This window comes from Bacillus sp. AK124, from assembly GCF_053903085.1.
On record NZ_CP096378.1, the window covers coordinates 212,948 to 237,354 of the forward strand.

The 24,407-nt window shown below is 45.0% G+C and carries 23 protein-coding genes and 1 riboswitch; of the genes, 11 read left to right on the top strand and 12 right to left on the bottom strand.

The genetic code is table 11. The annotated features are described in order from the left end of the window. Window positions 1-4: 4 nt before the first annotated feature. A complete protein-coding gene (gene arcA / locus M1E06_RS01000; RefSeq protein ID WP_023856930.1) occupies window positions 5-1,240 on the bottom strand; it encodes an arginine deiminase in 1,236 nt (411 codons plus the stop codon). A 264-nt stretch (window positions 1,241-1,504) separates the two neighbouring features. Next, window positions 1,505-1,945 (bottom strand): arginine repressor, encoded by a 441-nt coding sequence (gene argR / locus M1E06_RS01005; RefSeq protein ID WP_020453463.1) that lies wholly within the window; start codon window positions 1,943-1,945, stop codon window positions 1,505-1,507. A gap of 169 nt (window positions 1,946-2,114) precedes the next feature. Continuing rightward, window positions 2,115-2,221, top strand: a riboswitch (guanidine-I (ykkC/yxkD leader). An 84-nt stretch (window positions 2,222-2,305) separates the two neighbouring features. On the opposite strand from argR, the gene M1E06_RS01010 reads away from it, so the two are divergent. The 6 genes from M1E06_RS01010 (at window position 2,306) to M1E06_RS01035 (ending at window position 8,291) form a co-directional block, all read left to right on the top strand. Further along, window positions 2,306-3,142: a YitT family protein gene (locus M1E06_RS01010; RefSeq protein WP_020453462.1), complete on the top strand. Its 837-nt coding sequence runs from the start codon at window positions 2,306-2,308 to the stop codon at window positions 3,140-3,142. A gap of 204 nt (window positions 3,143-3,346) precedes the next feature. Continuing rightward, on the top strand, window positions 3,347-3,904 hold the full coding sequence (locus M1E06_RS01015) for a YfjD family protein (protein ID WP_025810573.1): 558 nt from the start codon (window positions 3,347-3,349) through the stop codon (window positions 3,902-3,904). 272 nt (window positions 3,905-4,176) lie between these two features. Beyond that, window positions 4,177-6,096 (top strand): LTA synthase family protein, encoded by a 1,920-nt coding sequence (locus tag M1E06_RS01020; protein ID WP_023856932.1) that lies wholly within the window; start codon window positions 4,177-4,179, stop codon window positions 6,094-6,096. A gap of 130 nt (window positions 6,097-6,226) precedes the next feature. Next, window positions 6,227-6,874 carry a hypothetical protein gene (locus tag M1E06_RS01025; RefSeq protein ID WP_020453459.1) on the top strand — a complete coding sequence of 216 codons (648 nt, stop codon included), beginning with the start codon at window positions 6,227-6,229 and terminating at the stop codon, window positions 6,872-6,874. A 144-nt stretch (window positions 6,875-7,018) separates the two neighbouring features. Then, entirely contained in the window at window positions 7,019-7,288 is a 270-nt protein-coding gene (locus M1E06_RS01030; protein ID WP_020453458.1) for an excalibur calcium-binding domain-containing protein, read from the top strand. A 142-nt stretch (window positions 7,289-7,430) separates the two neighbouring features. Then, a complete protein-coding gene (locus M1E06_RS01035; RefSeq protein ID WP_023856934.1) occupies window positions 7,431-8,291 on the top strand; it encodes a glycerophosphodiester phosphodiesterase in 861 nt (286 codons plus the stop codon). Between the two features lie 47 nt (window positions 8,292-8,338). On the opposite strand, the gene M1E06_RS01040 is transcribed toward M1E06_RS01035, so the two are convergent. Further along, window positions 8,339-9,691, bottom strand: a complete 1,353-nt coding sequence (locus M1E06_RS01040; RefSeq protein ID WP_025810575.1) for a 2-hydroxycarboxylate transporter family protein — start codon at window positions 9,689-9,691, stop codon at window positions 8,339-8,341. A 605-nt stretch (window positions 9,692-10,296) separates the two neighbouring features. Here M1E06_RS01040 and M1E06_RS01045 point away from each other — a divergent pair. Then, window positions 10,297-12,555 carry a glycosyltransferase gene (locus M1E06_RS01045; RefSeq protein ID WP_043054507.1) on the top strand — a complete coding sequence of 753 codons (2,259 nt, stop codon included), beginning with the start codon at window positions 10,297-10,299 and terminating at the stop codon, window positions 12,553-12,555. 18 nt (window positions 12,556-12,573) lie between these two features. On the opposite strand, the gene M1E06_RS01050 is transcribed toward M1E06_RS01045, so the two are convergent. After that, on the bottom strand, window positions 12,574-13,122 hold the full coding sequence (locus M1E06_RS01050) for a pyridoxamine 5'-phosphate oxidase family protein (RefSeq protein ID WP_025810577.1): 549 nt from the start codon (window positions 13,120-13,122) through the stop codon (window positions 12,574-12,576). A 91-nt stretch (window positions 13,123-13,213) separates the two neighbouring features. Here M1E06_RS01050 and pdxR point away from each other — a divergent pair, with 91 nt between their 5' ends. Both pdxR and M1E06_RS01060 read left to right on the top strand, forming a co-directional pair. Then, window positions 13,214-14,641: a MocR-like pyridoxine biosynthesis transcription factor PdxR gene (pdxR, locus tag M1E06_RS01055; protein ID WP_306419669.1), complete on the top strand. Its 1,428-nt coding sequence runs from the start codon at window positions 13,214-13,216 to the stop codon at window positions 14,639-14,641. Window positions 14,642-14,735: 94 nt separating this feature from the next. Next, entirely contained in the window at window positions 14,736-15,542 is an 807-nt protein-coding gene (locus tag M1E06_RS01060; protein WP_173636669.1) for a polysaccharide deacetylase family protein, read from the top strand. Window positions 15,543-15,574: 32 nt separating this feature from the next. Here M1E06_RS01060 and M1E06_RS01065 read toward each other — a convergent pair whose 3' ends face one another. The 7 genes from M1E06_RS01065 to M1E06_RS01095 form a co-directional block, all read right to left on the bottom strand. Next, window positions 15,575-15,826: a hypothetical protein gene (locus tag M1E06_RS01065; protein ID WP_020453451.1), complete on the bottom strand. Its 252-nt coding sequence runs from the start codon at window positions 15,824-15,826 to the stop codon at window positions 15,575-15,577. Between the two features lie 311 nt (window positions 15,827-16,137). Beyond that, window positions 16,138-16,332, bottom strand: coding sequence for a hypothetical protein (locus M1E06_RS01070; protein WP_020453450.1), 195 nt, complete (start codon window positions 16,330-16,332; stop codon window positions 16,138-16,140). 111 nt (window positions 16,333-16,443) lie between these two features. Beyond that, complete coding sequence (locus M1E06_RS01075) at window positions 16,444-16,797, bottom strand: YxeA family protein (RefSeq protein ID WP_023856937.1); 354 nt, start codon at window positions 16,795-16,797, stop codon at window positions 16,444-16,446. 6 nt (window positions 16,798-16,803) lie between these two features. Further along, the gene (locus M1E06_RS01080; protein WP_020453448.1) at window positions 16,804-18,672 is read right to left on the bottom strand and encodes an FtsX-like permease family protein; all 1,869 of its coding nucleotides are present in this window, start codon (window positions 18,670-18,672) and stop codon (window positions 16,804-16,806) included. Next, window positions 18,647-19,420 (bottom strand): ABC transporter ATP-binding protein, encoded by a 774-nt coding sequence (locus M1E06_RS01085; RefSeq protein ID WP_020453447.1) that lies wholly within the window; start codon window positions 19,418-19,420, stop codon window positions 18,647-18,649. The genes M1E06_RS01080 and M1E06_RS01085 overlap by 26 nt, the downstream gene beginning before the upstream one ends. A gap of 406 nt (window positions 19,421-19,826) precedes the next feature. Continuing rightward, window positions 19,827-20,807, bottom strand: a complete 981-nt coding sequence (locus M1E06_RS01090; RefSeq protein ID WP_023856939.1) for a sensor histidine kinase — start codon at window positions 20,805-20,807, stop codon at window positions 19,827-19,829. Next, window positions 20,804-21,493: a response regulator transcription factor gene (locus M1E06_RS01095; RefSeq protein ID WP_020453445.1), complete on the bottom strand. Its 690-nt coding sequence runs from the start codon at window positions 21,491-21,493 to the stop codon at window positions 20,804-20,806. Before M1E06_RS01095 ends, M1E06_RS01090 begins: the two co-directional genes overlap by 4 nt. Before the next feature lie 205 nt (window positions 21,494-21,698). Between M1E06_RS01095 and M1E06_RS01100 the strand changes: the two genes are divergently transcribed. Next, window positions 21,699-22,745, top strand: a complete 1,047-nt coding sequence (locus tag M1E06_RS01100) for a lactonase family protein (protein WP_020453444.1) — start codon at window positions 21,699-21,701, stop codon at window positions 22,743-22,745. An 86-nt stretch (window positions 22,746-22,831) separates the two neighbouring features. On the opposite strand, the gene M1E06_RS01105 is transcribed toward M1E06_RS01100, so the two are convergent. Continuing rightward, on the bottom strand, window positions 22,832-23,179 hold the full coding sequence (locus M1E06_RS01105; RefSeq protein WP_020453443.1) for a helix-turn-helix domain-containing protein: 348 nt from the start codon (window positions 23,177-23,179) through the stop codon (window positions 22,832-22,834). Window positions 23,180-23,397: 218 nt separating this feature from the next. Between M1E06_RS01105 and M1E06_RS01110 the strand changes: the two genes are divergently transcribed. Beyond that, window positions 23,398-24,387: an asparaginase gene (locus tag M1E06_RS01110; RefSeq protein WP_020453442.1), complete on the top strand. Its 990-nt coding sequence runs from the start codon at window positions 23,398-23,400 to the stop codon at window positions 24,385-24,387. Window positions 24,388-24,407 lie beyond the last annotated feature (20 nt).

The following is a 24,407-nucleotide window of genomic DNA, read 5'->3' on the forward strand; positions in this document are numbered from 1 at the left end:
TTGGCTATTTCACATCTTCGCGATAGAGCGGCATGCTCATGCAGCGCGGGCCGCCGCGTCCTCTTGAAAGCTCCCCGCTCGGGATTTCGATAACTTTAATGCCCTGTTCTCTCAAACATTCGTTAGAAATGTAATTCCGGTCATAGGTGACGACGACACCAGGAGCGATCGCGAGTGTATTGGAACCGTCATTCCACTGCTCCCTGGCTGAAGCGATTTCGTCTCCGCCGCCGCAGAAGATCAAGTTGACATCTGAAAGGCCGAGCGTTCTTTTTAGCACTTCCGGCAGATTGTGTTCTTCAGTCGTACGAATGTCGTCTGCCGTTTCCCCTCTCTCAAGAACGAAGATCCGCATGTCTCCTTCAGGCCCCTGGATGGCGGGATGGATCGTGAATTGATCTCGGTCAACCATCGTGAAGACGGTATCTAAATGCATAAAGGCTCTGCTCTTCGGTATTTCGACGGCCAGTACGCGGCGAATCCGGCTCTGCCGCTGAAATAAGTTCCGGACAAGACGCTCGATCGCCTGAGCCGTTGTCCGTTCTGATACCCCGATCGCTACGGTATCTTCATTTAAGACAAGCTCATCTCCGCCTTCGATATTGAATTTGAAATCACGGTCAAGCCAAACCGGAATCTCATGTCCTTTAAAACGCGGGTGGTGATTGATAATGTAGCGCATAAACAGCGACTCTCTCCTGCGAGCAGGCTCTTTCATTTTGTTGATGGTCAGTCCGCTTCCGATGGCGGCCGCCGGATCTCTTGTGAAGTAAAGGTTTGGCATCGGATCGAGATAAAATGGATAATGGTCTTCCATCAGCTCATGAAGATGCGATTTCTTTTCGCGTTCCAGCTCATTTTTTCGAATGCCGCTCATCACATGTTCGACCATCGAATCGGCGTCAAAGGTGAGCAAGAACTCTTTCAGTCTGTCGTAAGCGCCGTTGATATCTGCTTTGCTTTCCGTTAACAGCTCATCGATAAACCGCTCGCGGATGAAAGCGTCATCCAGGGCTTCAGCCGTCAGCTTTTCTAAATAAAGAACTTCAACTCCCTGTTTCTTTAACGTTTCTGCAAATTGGTCATGCTCTTTTTGCACCGCTGGCAAAAAGGGAATATCGTCAAAGAGAAGCCTTTCCAGATATTCGGGTGTGAGGTTTTCCAGTTCCCGACCGGGCCGCTTCAGCATGACGGTTTTCAAAGGGCCGATTTCAGAGTAAACGTGTATCGGTGTTGTCATGATCATCCCGCCTCCTAAGCTCTTTTTGTTACATGTACAGCTTAAAACAGGAAGGAAAAGCGCGATGTGAAAGCGATAACAACGAAAACGTGATATATTTCACATGTTTTTTGATGAAGCAAAAACAAAAATGAATAATTATGATAAATCGAAAATGAGTCCTTGCAGGAGCAGAGAATAGAACGTATAAAACGTGTATATTTTTAAAGGGGATTTTTTGAAAAAATTTTTTTTGAGGGAAAAAAGCTGATCCGGATGGCCGGATCAGCATAAGTGATCACAAAATGATTGGGCTGCCTCAGGCGATTGGGAAATCACAAGGCATGTATCGTTCCCGCATATACAGCCCAGCATTTCCGGGCTTCCCAGCTTATCAAGAAGGACGCCGATGGCATGGGCGTTGCCGGGCATTGTTTTAATAATGATCAAGTTGTCCGTCCGATGCACATGCAGGACAACGTCGGAGATTTTATCTTTTAATATTTTGGAAGGGTTGATGGATAAGGAAGCATTTGTCGTGTAGACAAGCTTTCCGTTTTCACCGGGCTGTTTCACAAGATACATTTCTTTAATATCGCGGGAAATGGTAGACTGCGAAACGGCGATGCCCCGTTTTTCCAGCAGGGATGCCAGCTGTTCCTGATTTTCTACCGGATGTTCGAGAATGGTTTGCTTGATGAGCCATTGCCGTTTTTGTTTGTTCATAAGAGCGCCTCCCAGGCAAAACACGTATATCTATTATTATAGGACGGTTTTATCGTCGGCAGATGGAAGCTATTTTACAAAAAAACAAATCTTTCAGGCTGTTAAAGGGGTTGATAGACCCCAAAATTTCACTTATAATGCTTGAAGATGACAAATTGATAACAGAGAAAAGGTGGTTTTCTAGGGTTCCGCAGTGGGTTCCGCGCTGGTCTGGTCCGAGAGAAAACACATAGCGAAGATATCGTTATGACACGGTGGGATAAAAGCCCAGGAGTTTTTGCTCTTAATCAAAGAGCTTCTCTCCGGGGCTTTTTTACTTTTTACAGGAAATCGACTACGAATAAGGAAGGGGATGCAGTTATGAAAAAGAAAGCAATGGATATGATCCTGATTGTTATAGGCGCATTTTTCTTTGCGTTAGCCGTGAATCTGTTCGCCATCCCGAATGACTTGGGAGAAGGCGGCGTCACGGGGATCACGCTGATTTTATACTACGTTTTTGAATGGTCTCCGGGCATCACAAACTTTGTGCTGAACGGCATTCTTCTGATTATCGGCTATCGCTTTTTGGATAAAAAAACGACGATTTATACCATCATTGCGGTGGCGGCCAATTCATTTTTTCTGCATGTTACTGAAGATTGGACGGTGCCGGCTGATGAAGTGATCATCAGCACGATCTTTGCCGGGGTATTTGCCGGCGTCGGCATCGGCATGATCATCCGTGTCGGCGGAACCACTGCCGGGTCTGCGATTCTCGCGAGAATCGCCAATAAATATTTCGACTGGAACATCAGCTATGCCTTGCTGATGATCGATTTAGTTGTCGTGTTCAGTTCCTACTTTATCATTGGTGCTGAAAAGCTGATGTTTACGATTGTCATGCTGTACATCGCCACAAAGGTCATGGATTTCATTATCGAAGGGCTCAACACGAAAAAAGCGATCACGATCATTTCTGAGCATAAAAACGAGATCGCCGCGCAGGTCAATACCTTGATGGACCGCGGCGTCACGATATTAACGGGACGCGGACACTATACGGGCGATTCCAAAGAAATTCTATACATTGTCATTAATAAACAAGAGCTGTCCATGCTCAAGAAAATTATAAGAAGCACAGATAAAAAAGCATTTGTCATCATCCACGATGTCAGGGATGTATTCGGCGAAGGATTTGTTGATATTTCAAAATAGGGGAAGGCTGCCGGCAGATGGCCGGGAGTCTTTTTGTATTCATCGGGTCGTGATTAGGGACAGATCGTCTGCTGATTGGACGAATACGTGATCATTCACACTGCAAGTTTTATGCAGAAACCGGTTTCTGTGGTAAGGTAGATTGTGGCATGAATATCATTAATATAGAAATCCGCTTGCTGAAGTAAAGGAGGTCTATTATTTTTGGAACAGGAAGAAAAAAAACCAATTGATGTGAAAAGCCGAATGTTCTTTAGAGTATGGGCTTTTGCGGGGACGGCAGGTTTCGGATTGGTCGGATTGTGGCTCTTTTATGAAGCAATAAAACTCGAATCGAAATATTCATTGCTTTACCTGGGAGTCGGACTTTTCGGGATCATCTATGGTTTGATTACTTTTCTAATGATATTTCCGGCATTCACGAAAAAAGGAAACATCATCTTCAGCATGATCGAGGGAGAAGGCGGGCGGCTGTTCTCAGGGAAGAAATCTGTATTGTTCAAGGACATTAAAAGCCTTAAAATGGCGCAGCACCGCTTCAGCCCGAAAGGCATTTTCTTTATGGATATACTGATAGAGACGCGCGGGAACGGCATGGTGCGGATTCCGACGTACAACATTCTTCCTGAACCGGCATTTTATAAAGCGGTCGAGCTATACATTCTGCCCTATATGACGGAGGAAGCGCGTGCGGACTGGATCGGCCGGTTCACAGAAGCTCAAAGAAAAGCTTATTTAAATGAATTTCATAAAGATATTTAATCGTCCGGGAAAGAGCAATTTTCGAGATGAATGAAAATAACTGAAACCTTTGGGGAAATTCATTCGTCTTAATTAGAGGCCGTAGTCTTAAATGCGGAATTTTTTTACGCAGACGTGGACTGTTTGAGTGAGGGAAGCTGGGGGATTTTCATCGTGGACGTGCTTGAATAACCGCCGAGACTTTTAGTAGAATGATATATTATCGTTTCCTCACGCTTCATTGACTGAAACAGAAAGCGGTCTGAAAAAAGTTTAAAAAGGTAGAGGTTATCATGAAAAAAATATTCTCTCATAAGCTAAGCTTTTTTGTGTTAGCTGTTGTTTTTGTATGGGCTAAAACCTATGCTTCCTACTTTTTAGAGTTTAATTTGGGTGTGAAAGGGTCTACGCAGCACATGCTGCTGTTTATCAACCCATTCAGCTTCACGATTGCTGCACTCGGTTTGGCTTTGTTTGCTAAAGGCCGTCGGTCGGCGATATGGATCATCATCATTGATGCTGTGATGACGTTTGCTTTATATGCAAATATCCTGTTTTACCGTTTCTTTGATGACTTTTTGACGTTTGCAAACTTAAAACAAGCCGGAAACCTCGGCAACATGTCGGATGGCGTTTTTGACATCATGGCATTTCATGACGTTATCTATTTCGTCGATTTGATCATTCTGATTGCATTATGTGTGAAGCTGCCTGAACTGAAGGCGGCACAACTGAAAAAAAGATGGGCTGCAACTGTCGTTATCGGCGGAGTGGCGCTGTTTTTCATCAACCTTGCAGTTGCTGAGACAGACCGTCCGGAGCTTTTGACAAGAACATTTGACCGAAATTATATCGTCAAGTATTTGGGGCCTTACAATTACATGATCTATGATGGTGTTCAGGCTGCCCAAAACGCGAGCCAAAAGGCATATGCGAGCAGCGACGACCTGACGAGCGTCATTAACTATACAAATTCGCATTATGCAAAACCGAATGACGAGTATTTCGGCGCAGCAAAAGGTAAGAACATCATCAAGATTCATTTGGAAAGCTTCCAGACGTTTTTGATCGATTATAAGCTGAACGGAAAAGAAGTCACGCCGTTCTTGAACAAGCTGGCGCACGGCCAGAATGACATGATGTATTTCGATAACTTTTTCCATCAGACCGGTCAAGGTAAAACCGCGGATGCCGAATTGATGATGGACAACAGCCTTTACGGACTGCCTGAAGGCAGCGCGTTTGTAACAAAAGGGCAAAATACGTACCAGTCCCTGCCGGCGATTCTGAACCAAAAAGAAGGCTACACAAGCGCCGTGCTCCACGGGGATTACAAGTCATTCTGGAACCGCGACCAGGTGTATAAACAAATTGGCTATGACAAATTCTTCGATGCCAGCACATATGACATGTCAGAGGAGAATCTCGTCAACCTTGGCTTGAAAGACAAGCCGTTCTTTGAAGAATCAATTCCGAAGCTGAAATCGCTGAAACAGCCGTTCTATGCGCATTTAATCTCGCTGACAAACCACTATCCGTTCATTTTGGATGAAAAGGATGCCACCCTTGAAAAGGGAACGACGGGAGACAAAACGGTAGACGGGTATTTCCAGACGGCGCGTTATCTTGACGAAGCGCTTGAAGATTTCTTTAAAGAGCTGAAAAAATCGGGATTATATGATGATTCCGTCATCGTCATCTATGGCGACCACAACGGAATCTCAGAGAACCACAACCGTGCGATGAAAGAAGTATTAGGAAAAGAGATTACACCGTATCAAAACGCGATGAATCAGCGCGTACCGCTTATGATCCGCGTTCCGGGCAAAAAAGGCGGAGTCAATCATACGTATGGCGGCGAAATGGATGTCATGCCGACACTTCTTCACCTGCAAGGTATTGACAGCAAAAAATACATCAACTTTGGTACAGACCTCTTTTCTAAAGACCACGACGAAACCGTGGCTTTCAGAAATGGAAACTATGTAACGCCGAAGTACACGATGATTGATACGACCGTATACGATACAAAGACAGGAAAAGAGATCAAAGGCAACCAGGAAACGGAAAACCTCAAATCACAGGTGTCCGAACAGCTGGATCTGTCCGACCAAGTACTCTATAAAGATCTGTTAAGGTTCCACGAAATTTCAGACTTCAAACCTGTTGATCCATCAACGTATCATTACGGAAAAGAAAAAACCGGCGAGTAAAAACGAAAAGCCGCCTGACTGCTTTATGAAGCGTCGGGCGTTTTTTTTGTGAGGCTGGTCCGCCGTTGTTCTAAGAAGCCGGCCCGGCACATAGATTGATAGGAAAGAGGACAGAACAAGGATAGAGGATGTGAGAACGTTGACCAAATCTCAGTATTTTTTTAAATTGCATCCTTTAATGGTGCCGGCCGGCTGGACAGTGAAAGAAAATCATTTGTATCAAAAGCCGATTCGCGATCCCCGCCGTACGCTCTTCACCTTGGAGAATGAAACCTCCGGTAAAATGGTACAAGTTGAATATGCTGGAGAACTGAAGTACGTTATCAGGATGCTAAATGCTGATCAAACGCTGGTCAGTGAAGATTCAGATACGCCGTATGAACAGCTGGTCGAACGGTTGGAAGATAGGATTCGCGCCTCTGGCGGCGCCCGCAATTTGCTGAGGCTTAGAATCCCGGCCGGCTGGACGGTTGTGCATCACTCATTAACCGATACAAACCCCGATGAATTGGCGCCTGACAGCAAGGCCTGGCGGTCAGATTTCAAACGGGATCTTTTGAAGCTGCGGCATGAGGAAGAATGCCTCCTCCTCGATATAGAGTGGTATCCCGAGTGCAGTCCGGCCGGCCATTATGCGCTGAAATTGATTAAGAACGGGAACTGGAACAGTCCTTTGGAAGACATGCTGTGCATCCATCCGAAGGAATTGGCCTATGAGATTCACGCTGTTTTGAAAAAGACTTGTGAACATCAATATGTTGATGAAGCCGGCGCATAACGCGGCCGGTTTTTTGTGTGGAAAGTCCTTTGTTCAATACATACTTTTTATTCAATAAAATGTCATATTTTTCTTGAGTGAATAAGAAAAATATTTTATCATGGTAAAAGATACATAAGAATTAGACGAAAGGGGTCAAACGGGATGAAAAAAATAGCAGCGGGTCTTTTGTCTGCCGGTCTTATCATCGGTTTTTCCTGGGGTGCCGGCGATGTGGCAGAAGCAAAAACGAAGGTAAAAACGTACAAAAACTGCAAAGCTTTAAATAAAGACTATAAAGGCGGCGTCGCACGTTCGAAGTCGGTCAAAAACAAAGGCGGAAAAACGAAGTACAAGCCGTATGTTTCAAAAGCGCTTTATGACGCCAATAAAAAGCTGGACCGCGATAAAGACAAAATTGCCTGTGAGCGCTGATATATCCAAAAAAAGATCTCTTGCTGAGGGGGTCTTTTTTTGTTTATCAGGAAATTTATGAAAATTAAAGACTGCTGAAACATAATCTTAACAGTGCGAACCTATACTTTGGCAAGAGAAGAGCAAAAGGGGAGTGGATGATGTGTCAGCTTTATTAAAGAAATTGATGTTATCTTCATTGATCGGGGTTTCTATCGGGTCAGCACTGTTTGCACCGGACGCGGGAGCGCAAGAGCCGGCGGCGAAGCCTAAAAAAGTGGCTGTCATTGCGCACAGAGGTGCTTCGGGATACGCGCCGGAAAACACGATGGCTGCCTTTGAAAAGGCGCATCAGATGAAAGCGGATTATATCGAGCTGGATGTTCAAATGTCCAAGGACGGGGAGCTTGTCGTCATTCATGATACAACTGTAAACCGTACGACAGACATCGGCTCAGTGCTGCCGGTCGCCGTAAAGGACTTGACGCTTGCCGAGCTGCGCAAGCTTGATGCTGGCAGCTACTTCGGGCCGCAGTTCGCCGGGGAACGCATTCCGACATTTGAAGAAGTGCTTGACCGGTATAAAGGAAAGATCGGAATGCTGATCGAATTGAAAGAACCTGCACGCTATCCGGGAATCGAAGAAAAAGTATCAGCGGCATTGAAAGAGCGGAGAATGGATAAGCCTAAAAACGGAAAAATCATTGTACAATCGTTTGATTTCAACTCTGTATACAAAATTCATCAGCTGCTCCCATCAATGCCGACAGGTGTCTTAACGTCAAAAACAGCGGACTTAACAGATGCAAAGCTCAAGGCATTTTCCGGCTATGCCAAATATGTGAACGCCAACTTAAAAAATGTGGCCGCTGATCCTACACTTGTGCCGAGAATCCATGCGTTCGGCATGAAAATTACGCCATGGACCGTCCGCTCCCGCGATGAAGTGCCTCCGCTTTTAAAGGCTGGCGTGGACGGGATTGTGACAGACTTTCCCGACTATGTTCCGAAAAAAGTACGCTAGATACTAAACAGAAGGCCTGCAGTTTGCTCTGCAGGCTTTTTCATTCATCAATAAAACTGGGCTAACAGCAGCAATGTCAGTGTAACGGTTATCGCTCCGCCGATTCTTGTGGATACCTGAGCAAACGGCATGAGCTCGAGGCGCTCGGCGGCGCTGAGAATGGCGATGTCCCCCGTTCCGCCCTGACCTGAATGGCAGGCATTGATAATCGCGGTTTCGATCGGGTACATGTTCAGCCACTTTCCTGTAAAAAAGCCGACGGCTATCATCGTGATCACGACAGATACGATCGTAATAATATTGGCAATATTAAAAGCAGCGATCAGCTTGTCCCACGGTGTCATGGAGACGCCAATGGCAAAAAGCAGCGGATATGTCACAGCAGTTGAAAAGAAGCGTGACACGCCGTAGGCGCCGTTTTCCAAATTCGCCGGAGCCAAACGAAACAGTTTCACGGCAACAGCCAAGAGAAGCATCATGACGGGTGCTGGAAATCCGAACAAGTCATGTGAAAGCATACCGACCAAATATAATGAGACGGCAAGAATGCCTCCCGATGCAAAGTGGGAAAGGTTAAAAACGCTTTCTTTGTCTTTGTCGCGGCTTTCAAGCGGCAGTGCGTCCCCACTTTCGAAACGGTCGACTTTTCCGTTGCCTGTCCATTCAGGCTTTTTCTTCCCCATTACATTTAAAACCCCAGACAAAATGACAGCGCTTAAGCTTCCGAACATAATGGAAGGAATGACAAGTGCAAAAGCTTCCCCTTGTGACATGTGCATGATTTCCGAATAGCCGATGGACAGCGGAATGGCTCCCTCGCCAACCCCTCCGGCCATGATCGGAATCACAATGTACAGCAGCGTATGCTGAAATCCGAGGCCGAGCATTGTACCAACTGTCAGACCGACTGCCGCTGCGGCAATTGTCCCTGCGATCAGCGGAATGAAAATTTTAATGAACGCCCTGACCAGCGTTTCTCTTTTCATCCCTAAAATGCTTCCCACTACAATGGCTGAGATAAACAAATAAAGAAAGTTTGAGTTTTCTGTAAATTCAGTTGTTGATTTGATAATGTCATCGGGAATGAGATGGTAATAGACGATAGCTGAAGGAATAAATGTCGCAAGTATAGCGGCACCGCCGACAGAACGAAGAAGCGGCAGCGACTTTCCGATTTGGGCGAAGGTGAATCCGAAAAAGCCCGTAACCGCAATAGCAGTTAAAATGTCGCTTTTCAGATCGTGCATATAGACAAACGTCACAATCAAAGCGAAGAGCAGCAAGTATACGGGCAGCGGAATGATGCCGATTTTAACATTCATTGCTCTTGCAAAAAAATTTTCATCCGATTCTTTCGTTGTTTGAATCGGTATATGTTGTACCTTTGGTTTTGCTTCCATTTTCTTTCCCCCATCCTTTTTGTTATCCCTTTGCTCTGAGTTATTTAACTAAATTAAGTATACTAAAAAAATCAAAATTCAGACAACCGTGCAGGAAGACCTAGCTGTTTTCACATGATGATCTAGAGCGGGTCCATTTGGTTAAAGACGTGTCTGGACACTGTTTAATGGCCTTGTGCAGGCTTTTTTTGATGCGGTAATTCCCGAATCTCCTTTTACTGGAATTAAAATCGACACAAAAAAGCTGTCAATCCGTCAAAAATAAATCAAACATTTAGGAACAGAGACCTTTTTTCCTGTGTGAACCGTTGATACATTCAGCTCCCGTCTCCGAAGAGACAGAGGACGTCTGCGACAAAAGATTCAATCTTGAGGTGGCATATATGTGAAGGGTTATCAACGTGAGCCTTATGAATTTTTCGGAATAGAGTCTATAGTCTTATATTTTTCGCGTTTAAAAGACAATTAGATATGTTTTTTTATTATTTTTAAGGAAATTTAGGTCTAAAGGTGGTAATATATTCGAGTGCAAAAGAATGAAATGGAGGGAAATTTTAGAGAAACCCTTCCCGAAGGGTTTTTTATCAGCACATAAGGAGAAGAAAATGGAATTTATCTTACACTGCTATCCCGTCGCAATGATTGCCCTTATTCTCATCGGTTTTTTGGGATCTTGGATGAATCCGCGTTTCAAGAAATTTTTAATCATATTGTGTCTTATGACGAACGGCGTGTATATTGTTTGGCGGTTCGGCTATACACTGCCTGTCTCTCGCCCCGCCGACATCGTGATGGGCGTGATCCTGATTGCAACTGAATGTATCGGCTTTTTACAGCTCTTGGTCTTTTATACGCTAGTATGGAAGGAAAGGAAGCGGGAGCCGGAAACGCTGGGCGATCAAGACCATTGGCCGAGCGTTGATATTCTCATTGCAACTTATAACGAGGAGCGCCATGTGCTGAAAAAGTCAGTGGCAGGCTGTCTGAGCCTCGACTATCCAAAAGAGCTTGTCAATATTTATTTGTGTGATGACGGAAGGCGGACGGATATTCAAAAACTGGCTGAGGAACTTGGCGTTCATTACGTTACAAGGCCAAACAATGAGCATGCAAAAGCGGGGAATTTAAACCATGCGATGAGCTGCTCGAACGGGGAACTGATTGTGACGATGGATGCCGATATGGTTCCGCTCCCTTCATTTTTGCAGAAAACTGTCGGCTATTTTAAGAAGGAAAAAGTGGCTTTTGTTCAAACGCCGCAGGCCTTCTATAATGAAGATCCTTATCAGTACAACTTATTTTCCGGTGCGAACATTCCGAATGAGCAGGACTTTTTTATGCGCAGGCTCCAGGCCGGGAAAGACCGTTTTAATGCCGTCATGTACGTCGGCAGCAATACGGTTTTCAGAAGAACCGCTTTGGATGAAATCGGCGGTTTTGCGACAGGCGTGATTACGGAGGATATGGCAACCGGAATGCTTTTGCAAACGAAATTTAAATCTGTTTTCGTCAAGGAAGTGCTTGCCGTCGGTCTCTCGCCGGAAACGTGGACGGATCTTTTGAAACAGCGCGACCGCTGGTGCAGGGGAAACATTCAGTGCGGAAAGAAGTGGAATCCGCTTTTCTTAAAAGGTCTTACACCAATGCAGCGCATTCTTTATTTTGACGGTATTCTCTTTTGGTTTTTCGGCGTTTTTAAGATGGTTTACATCCTGGCGCCGCTCTTGTTTTTGCTGTTTGGCATACATAGCTTAAAGACCGATTTGTGGTCGATCACCTCGTTTTGGCTGCCTGCGTTTTTAGGTTCTTACCTTTCATTTAAAGCCGTTTCGGACCGGCAGCGCAGCATGAGCTGGAGTCATATTTACGATACATCGATGGCGCCGCACATGGCGATATCGGCTTTGTCGGAATTCATTTTTAAAAAGCGGTTTGATTTTAAAGTCACACCGAAGGGCGTCAACACAGATCGGCGAAAATTCAAATATACGACGGCGCTGCCGTGTGCGATTCTGCTTGCAATGACGCTGTTTGCTCTCGGGAAAATTCTTTATGAACTTTGGTTTCTGCATACTTTTGATATGAACGTCACATCGTATCATTTATTTTGGGTTCTCTATAATATGACGGGACTCATACTTGCGCTGCTCGTTGCCTTTGACAGGCCGAGATTTCGAAGCTCTGAACGGTTCACAGTCAACAAGCCGGCGGCTTTTTCCACCGTTTCTGGCGATGAGCACGAATGCGAACTGATCGATGTGAGCGACACGGGCGCGCGTATCAGGTTGCCTTATCAGGCTGATTTGCACATGTACTATCATGTGGACGGTCTGATCATAGATGCGGTCGGAAAAGTGCCGGCTCGGGTGATGTGGACGACAAAAGACGAGGCAGACATTGAAATCGGGCTGCACTTCAAAGAGATGGACAAGGAACTATATGTGAAACTGATCGGTTTTATGTTTGATGAAGAAAATGCAAAAAAGGCCGACCGGGAAAAGCGGGCTGATACGCTGTCAACAGTGCTGCGCTTTTTCATGAAAACAGAAAAAAGCCCGGATGCATACAAGAGAAAACACGTCCGCGAGGCCTTTCAAGGTCTGGGAACACTGCTGTTTCCCGATGATGCAGAGAAAGGCGCCCACGAGATCATGATTAAGGACATCAGCTTGTCAGGCTGTCAGATTGAATCCGGCGTCCCGCTTGAGATGAATGAACATGTGTTGGTTTCTATCAATGAGAAGGATCCGGATCAGCGGTTGGCGCTCGTCTGCTGGATAAAGAAGCGGAAAAAGCGGTACACAGCGGGATTGAAATTTATAGATGGAAATGCGGCACAATCCATAGGAGACCCGGTAGCATAAGCTGCGGGTCTTTTTTTATCAACGGTCTTCCTGTACGGTCCGCCCGTTTTCGAATTTCATACTTTGATTCAGCATGTTTTCTTTAGCTGTTATCTTTATGGGATGAATTTTAAGGACAACGGTTTTGCTGCCTAAACTCGATCTGTACTTTTCAACATGTGTTTTGTGAAGCGGAGTACTGTAGTATCCTGGTACGTATTTGTCGAGAAGAGCCTGCATCGCGGATGTTGCTTCATCTAAGTCTGTGATGATTGACGCTGTGCCGAAAAGAATGACACTCATATAAGCGGTATCGGTTTTAGCGGGAATGGGATGAACCATTGTTCCATATTGTTCGCTGACTGTGAAACATACGTTAGGATTTTCTTGCAGCATGTCCATTTTCCGTCCCTCTGATGCACCGTGAAAGTAAATGTAACCGTTTTTCCAGACGAAATTCAAAGGGATGACATATGGATATTCATCTGTGGACATGCCGAGATAACCGGTTTGCGCTTCTGTTAAAAATTGATCAATCTTTTTTTCATCTGTGCAGACAAGCTGTTTTTGCCGAATGGAATGAGCCATCACATTCACGCTCCTTTTTATTATTAAACTGATTTTAAGTTGTTATTGTCCCTTTAAAAAGAGACAATAATAGAAAACTTGATGAGGTCAGATGATGATAGAGTTAACGCCTTTACTCAATAAACAGCTTAAAACACCTCTGTATATACAGCTTTACGAATATATCAAAAAAGAAATAGAGGCCGGCGGCATCCCAGCGGGAGCTCTTTTGCCGCCGATCCGCTATTTATGCGAACATTTGCATCTAAGCAAAAATACAGTTGAAAGCGCCTATCAGCAGCTCACTGCAGAAGGCTATACAGAAAGCAGGCCAAGGATCGGCATCAAAGTGCTTCCCTTGGAGAAAACACTGATGCCGCCTAGTCAATTGAAGATTCATACCAATCGGGAACAAAAAGACACAGGACAAGCTTCAGCGGCAACATATGATTTTAAATATGGTGATATCGATTTAAGCCATTTTCCATTCAAAACATGGAGACGTTGTCTGCAGAATGCAATGGACAGTGGAGATCATGACTTATTTTTGTATGGCGATCATAAAGGCGATTTCGGCCTTCGCACGGAATTGGCGAAGTATTTATTTCAGGCAAGGGGTGTGCGCTGTGTACCGGAGCAAATTGTGATCTGTTCCGGTACGCAGTATGCAGTCGGACTTCTTTGCCAGCTGCTCTCAATGCACGGCCGATTGGTTGCGGCGGAAAATCCGGGATATGATGGTGTGCGTTCCGTTTTCCTCAACCATGGATGTGAACTTCAGCCGATTGGTCTCGAGACAGACGGGATCAATTTGTCTCAGCTTGCTGCAAGCCGAGCCAAACTCGTTTATATTACGCCATCTCATCAGTTTCCGTATGGAATGGTCCTGCCGGTACAGAAGAGGCTGAAATTGCTTGAATGGGCAAGCCGTGAGAATGCCTACATTATCGAAGACGACTATGACAGTGAATTCCGCTATCAGGGCAGGCCTATTCCATCTTTAAAAGCGCTTGATAAAAAAGAAAAAGTCATTTATTTAGGGACTTTTTCAAAGTCATTTCTTCCGGCAGCGAGATTGAGTTATATTGTTCTCCCTTCAAAGCTGGCAGATGAATTTAAAGAAACGCTTGGCCGCTACAGCCAGTCCGCTTCACCCATCATTCAAAAAGCGATGTTTTTATTTATGAAAGAAGGTTTTTTCGAAAGACACATCCGTAAAATGAAAAAAGTATATCAAGAAAAGCACAAAACATTAATATCGGCCATTAAAACGCATTTCGGAAATGACATGGAAATCATCGGCGAAAAAGCGGGGCTCCATATTTTGATGAAGACAGACCGACATGCACAAGACCTCATACATAAAGCGGAAAAACTCGGTGTGAAAGTTTATCCGGTATCAGATTTCTGGTTTGAGCCACATAAAAGCAGCTCTTCCATCGTCATGGCGGGATTTGGGGGGCTTTCTGAAGCGGAAATTGAAGAAGGGATCAGCATACTGCGTAAAGCTTGGCTTTCATCATCAAAGCAGGAACGGTGAAAAATGCTCGTTCCGAAACCGATATTAAAAAGGATTCAATAGATAGAAAGCGGGAATACTTGTGAAAAAAACGAAACTGCTCATTTTGCTGCTTATGTTGATGGGAATGCTGTACGGGTGTTCCAGTCATGAAGCAAAAGGAGAGGAAAAAACAGAACCAAATACGGCTCAAAAAGCGGCAAAACAATCAAAACAGCAGGCGGAGCATGATCCATCCTCCAAGTGGATCAAAGTGAAGGGCCCCGCCCGCATTCCGATTCTCATGTATCACAGCATTTCCACAGGAAACAGCCTGCGCGTACCGGAGGCGGAGTTCCGCGGACATATGAAATGGCTGAAGGATAACGGCTATTACACACTGACACCTGAAGAAGCCTATATTGTCTTAACACAAGACAAAATGCCGAGTGAAAAATGCGTGCTGATTACGTTTGATGATGGTTATACAGATAACTTTGAAAAAGCGTACCCGATTTTGAAAGATTATGAGATGAAGGCGACAATTTTCATGATCGGTAAATCGGTCGGCAGAAAAAATCATTTAACCGAAAGCCAAATGAAAGAAATGGCCGAACACGGTATTGCTATCGAAAGCCATACGATCAATCATGTCGAATTGAACGGACTTGCTCCAGAGCAGCAGCTGAGTGAAATGACTCGTTCCAAAACATTGTTTGACGGCATGCTTCAGCAGAACACAACCATGCTGAGTTATCCAGTTGGACGCTATAATGCCGAAACGCTCAAACAGGCTGAGAAGGCGGGGTATCAAATGGCGGTGACGACAGAGCCGGGGGCGGCTGCTAGGGATCAGGGGATGTATGCGCTGCACAGGGTCCGCATCTCGCCGGGAATGTCGCCGGACGCCTTTGGAAGAATGGTGGAACACAGCATACAATAGGAAAGACGGCATTTATCATGATGCCGCTTTCTTTATTTTTTTTCATTTTGGTCCGTCGGGCTCATGACAAGCCGCAGATTTGGACGCATACCTTCAGAGGTTCGGCGGTTTACCGGCTGCCCGGGTGCGGTTTCGATGACCCTCAAAAATCCGGTCGGCGCAGCTGCCTGGCGGATCAATATTCTGCTTTTCGGTGCCGCTTTTGTATAAGATCTTTTGTTGCTCTTGTCAAAAAAGAATGAATACAAAATAAACAGAGCCAATAAAACCAGTAAAAAAATCATCTGGAAAAAACCCTCCTTATTGTGAATGTCTTCTTTTAATATCGAACAAGTAGGTGCAAAGTTTTATATATTTTGTAACAGAATCGATTAATTGTGACTTTTAAATCGTTTGAAGAGCGGGAATCTGCTGTCTTTACATCATTCCCAATCGGAAGTCTGGTTAAACAACTGGATTGATGATGGCGTATTTGGAGTTAGATGGTGAATGAATGATGAAGTGAGATGGCTGGAACATACCCGGCTGACTGCAGCAAGAACTGCATACAGCCTAAGGGTCCGAGCAGAAGATAGGGAAAGGCAGCCCGCGGGTCTTAACAGCCGCCGCCATCACCGCCGCCGCCACAATCTCCGCCGCCACCGAAATCACTTCCGCTGTCGCCGGATGAATCAGGACCCCCGACAAAGAAAGTTGAAGAGCTGCTGCCGCTGTTGTTTCCGTCGGACGGCGCCATGGCGGCGTAGAGGAAGAATCCCACCAGGATAAAACCGATCATTCCAACAATCATATGAAAACCTCCTAACCAATATGACTTCTGTTTTACTACGAACAACGGGCCAAAAAGTTTCGGAAATCTGTAAAATTATAGTAACACAAAAAACGGCTAGACGCCGTTTTTTTACTGCCTGATCAATTTGGTCCGAACTGCACTCGGCATATCGCCGGGCTGTACTTCTTCCCATGTTTCAACGTATTTTCCCTTCGCGTGTACCTTTAGGTAGGCGTTTTTTCGAAGGGAGGCGCTGGAGGAGAATGTAATTTCTTTTTCCTTCCCAGTGTCATTATATCCTTCCAGCGTGTACTCATAGCGGCCCGGACTCAAGTGCTTTCCGTCTTTGTTGATTTGGACATACACGCTTTCTTTCTTCACAAGTGGATTGAACCTGTCTGTCACCTCATGATGAATTAATAGAAATGCACCAATGCATACAACAGCCAAACCGGCTGTAATCAGAGAAATTGTTTTTTTCATGTTTTATCACCTTAAAAATCCTTTTAATTTTTTCAAATAGCTTTTTCGAATGATCATAAAGAATAATAGTTGGAAGGTCAGAAATCCGCCTATCGTCATCAACACCGGAGCTGCAAAATGACCAAGACTCTGCGCCTCGAGCGTCTTCATCGCAAAATACGTATGAACTGCTGCAAGAGCGAACGGAAAGAAGAACAGGATGGCCAATTGAATCGTCACACTCTGCGACATTTCCTTTTCGCTCAGGCCGATTTTTGCAAGCGACCGATAGCGCTGCTGATCTTCTTCAAGATCGGTAAACAGGCGGAAGTAGAGAAAACTTCCGGATGCCGTAAAAAAGAGAACCGCAATAAAAAGGCCGATAAACAGACTCAGGCTTGGAAGCTGAACAGTTTCAAAATAAGTACTGGCCTTTGCGTCAAATTGAAATCGGATATTGGGAGCTTTTTCTCTAAGATCTTTTTCCAGTGATTGGATCATATCAAGGCTCTCTTTCCAGCGGTTGTAGTTATAGCCATACAATGTGACGAATTCGCCTTGTTTTTTCAGCTTTTCGAAGGTTTTGCCGTTTACGACAACGACGCTGTTTAACAAAATGAGCGGTTTTTTAATACCTTTCACTTTTAGGCGTTCATTTGCCGGCTTCGAATCTTTGTTTAACATGTTCAAGGTCTTGGGAATTTCCGGCTTTTCTTTCGCCTCGATGGCGTTCGGATAATACATCGCCTCGCCGTCTTTCAGTTCGCCGGAATCTGACTTAAAGTGCTTTTGGAATTCGCCTTCAGAGGTCAGGAGCACCCAGGGTCCCTGGCTATAGCTCATATAAATTCCTTTTGTCACTTCCTTTTCATATGAAAAATGTCCGTCCTTCAACTTTTGTTCCATCAGCTTAACGTGTGTCTGTTCCTTTTGGTTCCCGCTGTATAATAAGTACTCTATCTCATATTGAGAATCCAATTTTCCGATGGAAGTCTTGGAAATCACCAATGTGCCAGTGGCGGTAAAGGCGACGGCTGAAATGATGCAAACGAGAAAGAACAGACGGGCATTATCGTTCAGCCGATAGACAAGATCGGATACCCAAAGCACGTTTTTTCCGCGCAAATAAAATGACTTCCGTTTTTTTAAGAGCCGCAGCAGCCAAATGCTGCTTTGGCGAAAGAAGAAATAAGTCCCGATGATCGTCAGAATTAAGATCGTGACGGCTTGGGGAAAATGGATGTCGGCGAACAATACGAGCCAGTAGCCTGAGCCGAGGCAGCCGATGCCGATGACCGAAAAGATAACAGACGGTTTTGGCTCAGGTTTTATTTTCCCTGTGCCTTTGATCAGCTTGGTAACGGTTTTTGATTTAATAAACAAAACCGTAAATTGCGACAGCAAAATAAACAGCATGAGAAAGCAGGCGGCTGTGAGAGCCAGCGCTTTCCAAGGCAGATACAATGGCAAAGCGTCCATTTCCAAAATATAAGCGCCGATCGTAAAAAATGTTTTTGCAAAAACCAGACCGCCGATGATCCCTGTAACGATCGAGAGCACGCCGATGATGATGTTTTCTGCGGTAATCAGCTTCCTCAATTGACCCGGAGCGATTCCCTGGATGGTGAGGATCCCGAATTCCCTGCTTCTCGACTTGAGAAAGGCGTTGACGGAATAAAGCACAAACAGAATGGAAAAGGCGAAAATCATCCATTCAGCCACCGATAATCCCCGCTTTGCAATGGTGTTTAAGTAGCCTTTCTCTAAAGCGGGGTGGAACAAAAGCATCGCAAATGTGAAAAAAACCATCACTGAAAACGCGCTGCTTAAAAAGAAGGCAAGGTAGGCTCTTTTATTCCGGACGACGTTTTTATAAGCGAACTGAAGAAAGGTCATTGGCGTTTCCTCCCAGCATGGACAGCACATTCAGTATCTCTTCATAAAATATTTGGCGGTTGGCGCCGCGGTGGATTTCGTTGAATAATGTTCCGTCTTTAATAAAAATGACGCGCCGGCAATAACTTGCGGCAACAGGGTCATGCGTGACCATCAATATCGTGGCATTGTCGTTTTCATTAAGATGCTGCATCGTTTCCATTACGTCTTTTGACGCCTTCGAATCGAGGTTTCCTGTCGGTTCGTCGGCGAGGATGAGAGCGGGCTGATGAATGACGGCTCTTGCGATGGCCGCCCGCTGCTTTTGTCCGCCGGATACTTCAAACGTCCGTTTATTCAGAAGTTGTTCGATGCCGAGTTTTTCAGCAATCGCCTGAAGTTTATCTTCCATGACGGAAAGCGGTTTATTTTCAAGCGTTAAGGGCAGCATGATATTTTCACCGATCGTCAGCGTATCCAGCAAATTAAAATCCTGGAATACGAATCCGAGCTGTCTGCGGCGAAAGTGGGCAAGCTTGGCCCTCTTCAGATGATGCGGATTTTCTCCGCGAATCAAAATGTCGCCGGAATCGGGGCGGTCAATCGTCGAAATGATATTGAGAAGCGTCGTTTTTCCGGAGCCGGACGGCCCCATGATCGCCGTGAACTCACTGCCCTCGACATTGAATGAAATATCTTTTAAAGCCTGATGAGAGACTTGTCCTTTATATGTTTTATTGATGTTTTTAACGATCAGCATGTCTGTCATGATATCCTCCTTTTGCGGTGCTTTTTAGGGGTGCCCGCTTCCAATATGTTGCGATTCTTCACATCCACTCCAGTGCCCATTCGGAATGCTGAATGGCCGGTGTGCAGAAGCAAAGTATGGCGGGCCTCGTTTTTTGTTCAGCGCGTCGATAATGACGAACAAAAAGGAAAAGATCATGTAGAAGCGCTGAACAAGTGACGTTTATTTGGGCGATCAGATGGCTGAGGGTCCGCCTGCCCTGAAGTCGATCATAAAAATGATTCCGCATAAAGCGTATCATCGATTGTGTCGATTCTTTTCATAAACTTGGATTGCAAATAAAAAATCCTCCTTGCCACGTTTGTTTGTGTAAACAAATCATATCAAGGAGGATATGGATGAGCTATGCGGTTTTATTAAAGAAGACTTACATTTTTGTAAGGAACGAAAATTGCACAGTCGTTCCTTTCCCTTCTTCTGAAGCGATGCTCACATCATGATTGAGCTTTTCCGCAATCTCTTTTACAAGGTAGAGGCCGATGCCCGTTGATTCCTGAAAGCGTCGTCCGTTTTCCCCGGTGTAATAAGGCTCAAATACCCTTTTCAAATCTTGTGAAGGAATTCCGACTCCGTAATCTTTGATTTCCAGGATGATGCGTTCGCCATTACGGAATAGCGTCATATCGATGCGTTCGCTTTTTCCTGACGAATACTTCACAGCGTTGGTGATAACCTGGCCAACGGCAAACTTGAGCCATTTGCGATCGGAGTAAATAACGGCGTCTTCAGCGGGAACCTGTTTATTTGGATAGACCCGATGCTGTATAAAATAGCGTTTATAGCGCTGAATCTGAGAATGAAGCAGCTCGCCAAGTGACACGGCTTCAATTTTAAAATCCTTTTCAAACAGGTCAAGCCTTGATGAATAGAGGAGTGTTTCCAGTCCGTATTCAATCTGCTGGACTTCTTTTTTGATTTGTTTAAAAACGGGTTCGTCCTCTTCCTGGATGATCAGATTGATGACGGAAAGCGGTGTTTTCACCTGATGCACCCATTGATTCATGTAGGTTACCCTGTCTTCCAGCTTGGACTCCATCTCATGTATTTTGCGGTGGTGGAGCCGGCTCAGCTCCATATGTTTTTCATAGAGCTCTGAGCAAAATTCAGCCGTCCCCAAAAAAGGAATTTCTGTATCTTTTTGTTCTGAGCCGAGCCACTGGTAGACTCTGTGTTCTTCATACCATTTGTACGAAAGATAAAGCGCCAGCGCCAGAAGCTGAACGCCGAGAATGTAAAAAAGGTGGGTGAAAGTCTGCATGCCGGCAAACCAATAGTAAAAAAACACGAATCCGCCCTGAAAAAGAAACAGAAGAATGAGAACGGCATGGTTTTTTAGGAACAGCTTCATGATTTCGCCCTCAGCTGATACCCTTCGCCCCGCACTGATTCAACTGAGAAGGGCACGTCCATGCTTCGCAATTTTTTGCGAATCCTTGTAATATAGACATTTAACGTGTTTTCATCTATAAATGTATCGGTTTCCCATGTCTTCTCCATCAACCGGTCTCTGCTTGTCACTTTTTCTCCTCTTTCAAGCAGCACTTCCAAGAGTTTGCTTTCCTTTTTTGAAAGCTCGAGCTTCTCATCCCGGCAGCGCAGCTCAAATCGTTCGACAAACAGCTGAACGCCTTCAAATTCAATCACTTTTTCTCCTTGCTTAACGGCGTATTCTCCAAATGCCCTGCGAATTTGGCCTTTAATTTTAGCGAGCACCACTTCATAGGAAAAAGGCTTTTCTATATAATCATCGCCGCCGTTTTCAATCGCCATGACCTGATCCATTTCTCCGCTTCTCGCTGAAATGAAAATGATCGGACAAGTCGAATGCTGGCGGATTTGCCGGCACCAGTAGTACCCGTCGTATGCCGGCAGATTGATGTCAAGCAATATCAGATCGGGCTTCTCTTGGAGAAACATTTCAAGGATAGAGGTGAAATCAGTAGCTGCAACAGTTTCGTATCCGTATTTTTCTAAATGATCGCATAAAAGCTTCCGAATGTCTTCGCTGTCCTCGACAATCATGATTTTCGTCATTTTGAACACTCCTATGAACAAGTCTCCGCTGCCGAAAATGAGCGATTCCATTATAAAAGCGGCAGTGAAGGTCTCTTAAGTTAAGAATATCATAAAAAATTTTTTTTCATGTGAGCGCTTAAGGTTTTTGCATACCAGATCATGATAATTCAGTTTCTGTGAGTTAAAATAGGAATGGACGACTGTCAAAAAAGGAGAGGATCAAATGGCAAAATACAGAGGCTATATCGGAACATATACAAAAGCAGACAGCGAAGGGATTTATACATTTGAGCTTGATACGGAAAAAAAGGCGTTAAGCACGCCAAAGCCGGCAGCAAAGCTGGGCAGTCCGACATATTTGAATATCGCCAAAGACAATGAAATGCTCTATGCAGTGGTCAAAGACGGCGATAATGGCGGGGTTGCCGCATACCGTGTTGACGGCTCCACAGGAGAGCTGACTTTCGTCAACCAGCAGGCCGGGGAAGGACCATCGCCTTGCCACGTCAGCGTCGATCAGAATAACCGCTATGTTCTGTCCGCCAATTACCACAACGGGACGATCATGGCATACCCTTTAAATGAAAGCCGCGGCTTGCTTGAGCCTTCAGCAAAAGTGCAGCATGAGGGAACAGGACCGCATGAGAGGCAGGAAAAAGCGCATACTCATTATTCCGGATTCACACCTGATGAGAAGTATGCAGTAGCCGTCGATCTCGGTACGGATCATATCATTACGTATCAATTGAAAGAGGACCGGCTTGAAGCGGTGAAAAAACACGCAACTGCACCGGGGTCAGGGCCGAGGCATATTGAGTTCCATCCGCAGGAAAAGTATGCGTATGTATTAACGGAGCTGAGCAATGAAGTCATCGTGTTGGAATACAATCCTGATTTGGGTGAATTCAGGGAGATTCAAGTCATTTCGGCATTGCCGGAAGGGTTTGACGGTGCAAGCCAGGGCGGCGCCATCCATGTCACTAAAGACGGCAAATTTGTATACGCTTCAAACCGCGGACACGACAGCATCGCCGTCTTCAGCATCAACGAGTATTCGGGCGAACTTTCCCTGGTTGAACACGTATCAACTGAAGGGGAATGGCCGCGCGACTTTGAGATTGATCCTTCAGAACAATTTTTAATCGCTTCCAACCAGGAAACAGGGACATTGACATTGTTTGAAAGAGACCGGACAACGGGCCGGCTGACGCATTTGCAGTCCGGAGTTCCTGCTCCTGAAGCGGTTTGTGTGAAATTTTTACATCAATAAAAGCAAAAAAACTTGACTGGCTAAAAAGGCCAGTCAAGTTTTTTTCTTTTTATAACACTTGCAGCATGCGGTTAACCGCTGTCATTTTACCCCGCATCCAGCTCTTTTTTGACCTTGATAAACGCAACCATCTGCTTGATTTCTTCTTCGGAAAGAAGCGTCCCGTCGACTGCCAGCTTGAGCTTATCCCATTCCGTCAGTTCAATGGCTTCGTTTTTAGCCTTTTCATCCCGGGGATCGTCAACTCTGCCAAGCAAAAAATCAGTGGAAGTATTGAATAAATCAGCGATTTCGATAAGCGCCTCTAAAGAAGGGCGGCGGTAGCCCGATTCATAGCCCGCGTAAGTGCTTTTCGCAATACCGAGGCGGTCGGCAGTATATTGCAATGACCATTTTTTATTTTTTCTCAGTGTTGTTAATCGATCTAAATTCATATCTTACGCTCCTTTTAATACACAGTGATTATAGCACATTATCAGCAAAAGTGTACGCGAAATGAATAAAGTTTCTTGATTATTTCACATTTGAGGACTATAATTGCATTGAAGGTACGCATAAAGCGTATACATTCCTGATGTATCAAGCCTTCTTCGTAAAAACAAAACATGCTTTATACTGTATAAAACAACTACTTCTTAAAGAGGTGTAGCACATGAAAAAGTTACTGCTGTTGACCACCGGCGGGACCATCGCTTCAGTAGAAGGCGAAAACGGACTGGCTCCGGGGGTTAAAGCGGAAGAGCTTCTCAACTATTTATCTGATGACCATTCTAATTATACGATAGATTGCCAATCTTTAATGGATATAGACAGCACCAACATGCAGCCTGAACATTGGGTGATGATGGCTGAGGCTGTATATGAGAATTACAGCAGCTACGACGGATTTGTGATCACGCACGGAACCGATACGATGGCCTACACCTCGGCGGCGCTTTCATACATGCTGCAGAATATTGATAAGCCTGTTGCGATTACAGGTTCCCAAGTTCCGATTACATTTAAGAAAACGGATGCGAAAAAAAATATTAAAGATGCGGTCCGCTTCGCGTGCGACGGTATCGGCGGAGTTTACGTCGTCTTTGACGGCCGCGTCATTTTAGGCACGAGAGCGATCAAATTAAGAACAAAAAGCTACGATGCATTTGAAAGCATCAATTATCCTTACGTTGCTTTCATTCATGACAAGGAGATCGAGTATAACAAACGGGTTCCCGAAGTGAAGCCAGGCGCTTTGAAACTCGATACCTCCTTAAATACCGATGTTTGTCTGGTGAAGCTTCATCCCGGATTAAAGCCTGAGTTTTTTGATTGTCTGAAAGGTTCATATAAAGGTATTGTGATTGAGAGCTACGGAAGCGGCGGCATTCCTTTTGAGAAAAGAAACATTTTAGAAAAAGTGAACGAGCTGATCGATTCCGGAGTAGTCGTAGCTATTACGACACAATGCCTTGAAGAAGGAGAGGATATGAGCATTTACGAGGTCGGCCGCAAGGTAAACCAAGATGCCATCATCCGCTCGAGGAATATGAACACCGAAGCGATCGTTCCGAAGCTGATGTGGGCACTAGGAAAAACCGGACAACAAGCTGAAGTCAAAAAGATTATGGAAACGCCAATTGCAGACGATATCATCATCTAAAAAAAGAAAGCAGGGTTAAA

Bases quoted from the DNA above. Each gene is read 5' to 3' on its own strand.
- arcA (WP_023856930.1), bottom strand. From the start codon at position 1,240: ATGACAACACCGATACACGTTTACTCTGAAATCGGCCCTTTGAAAACC.
- argR (WP_020453463.1), bottom strand. From the start codon at position 1,945: ATGAACAAACAAAAACGGCAATGGCTCATCAAGCAAACCATTCTCGAA.
- M1E06_RS01010 (WP_020453462.1), top strand. From the start codon at position 2,306: ATGAAAAAGAAAGCAATGGATATGATCCTGATTGTTATAGGCGCATTT.
- M1E06_RS01020 (WP_023856932.1), top strand. From the start codon at position 4,177: ATGAAAAAAATATTCTCTCATAAGCTAAGCTTTTTTGTGTTAGCTGTT.
- M1E06_RS01030 (WP_020453458.1), top strand. From the start codon at position 7,019: ATGAAAAAAATAGCAGCGGGTCTTTTGTCTGCCGGTCTTATCATCGGT.
- M1E06_RS01040 (WP_025810575.1), bottom strand. From the start codon at position 9,691: ATGGAAGCAAAACCAAAGGTACAACATATACCGATTCAAACAACGAAA.
- M1E06_RS01045 (WP_043054507.1), top strand. From the start codon at position 10,297: ATGGAATTTATCTTACACTGCTATCCCGTCGCAATGATTGCCCTTATT.
- M1E06_RS01050 (WP_025810577.1), bottom strand. From the start codon at position 13,122: ATGGCTCATTCCATTCGGCAAAAACAGCTTGTCTGCACAGATGAAAAA.
- pdxR (WP_306419669.1), top strand. From the start codon at position 13,214: ATGATGATAGAGTTAACGCCTTTACTCAATAAACAGCTTAAAACACCT.
- M1E06_RS01060 (WP_173636669.1), top strand. From the start codon at position 14,736: ATGTTGATGGGAATGCTGTACGGGTGTTCCAGTCATGAAGCAAAAGGA.
- M1E06_RS01065 (WP_020453451.1), bottom strand. From the start codon at position 15,826: ATGATTTTTTTACTGGTTTTATTGGCTCTGTTTATTTTGTATTCATTC.
- M1E06_RS01070 (WP_020453450.1), bottom strand. From the start codon at position 16,332: ATGATTGTTGGAATGATCGGTTTTATCCTGGTGGGATTCTTCCTCTAC.
- M1E06_RS01075 (WP_023856937.1), bottom strand. From the start codon at position 16,797: ATGAAAAAAACAATTTCTCTGATTACAGCCGGTTTGGCTGTTGTATGC.
- M1E06_RS01080 (WP_020453448.1), bottom strand. From the start codon at position 18,672: ATGACCTTTCTTCAGTTCGCTTATAAAAACGTCGTCCGGAATAAAAGA.
- M1E06_RS01085 (WP_020453447.1), bottom strand. From the start codon at position 19,420: ATGACAGACATGCTGATCGTTAAAAACATCAATAAAACATATAAAGGA.
- M1E06_RS01090 (WP_023856939.1), bottom strand. From the start codon at position 20,807: ATGAAGCTGTTCCTAAAAAACCATGCCGTTCTCATTCTTCTGTTTCTT.
- M1E06_RS01095 (WP_020453445.1), bottom strand. From the start codon at position 21,493: ATGACGAAAATCATGATTGTCGAGGACAGCGAAGACATTCGGAAGCTT.
- M1E06_RS01100 (WP_020453444.1), top strand. From the start codon at position 21,699: ATGGCAAAATACAGAGGCTATATCGGAACATATACAAAAGCAGACAGC.
- M1E06_RS01105 (WP_020453443.1), bottom strand. From the start codon at position 23,179: ATGAATTTAGATCGATTAACAACACTGAGAAAAAATAAAAAATGGTCA.
- M1E06_RS01110 (WP_020453442.1), top strand. From the start codon at position 23,398: ATGAAAAAGTTACTGCTGTTGACCACCGGCGGGACCATCGCTTCAGTA.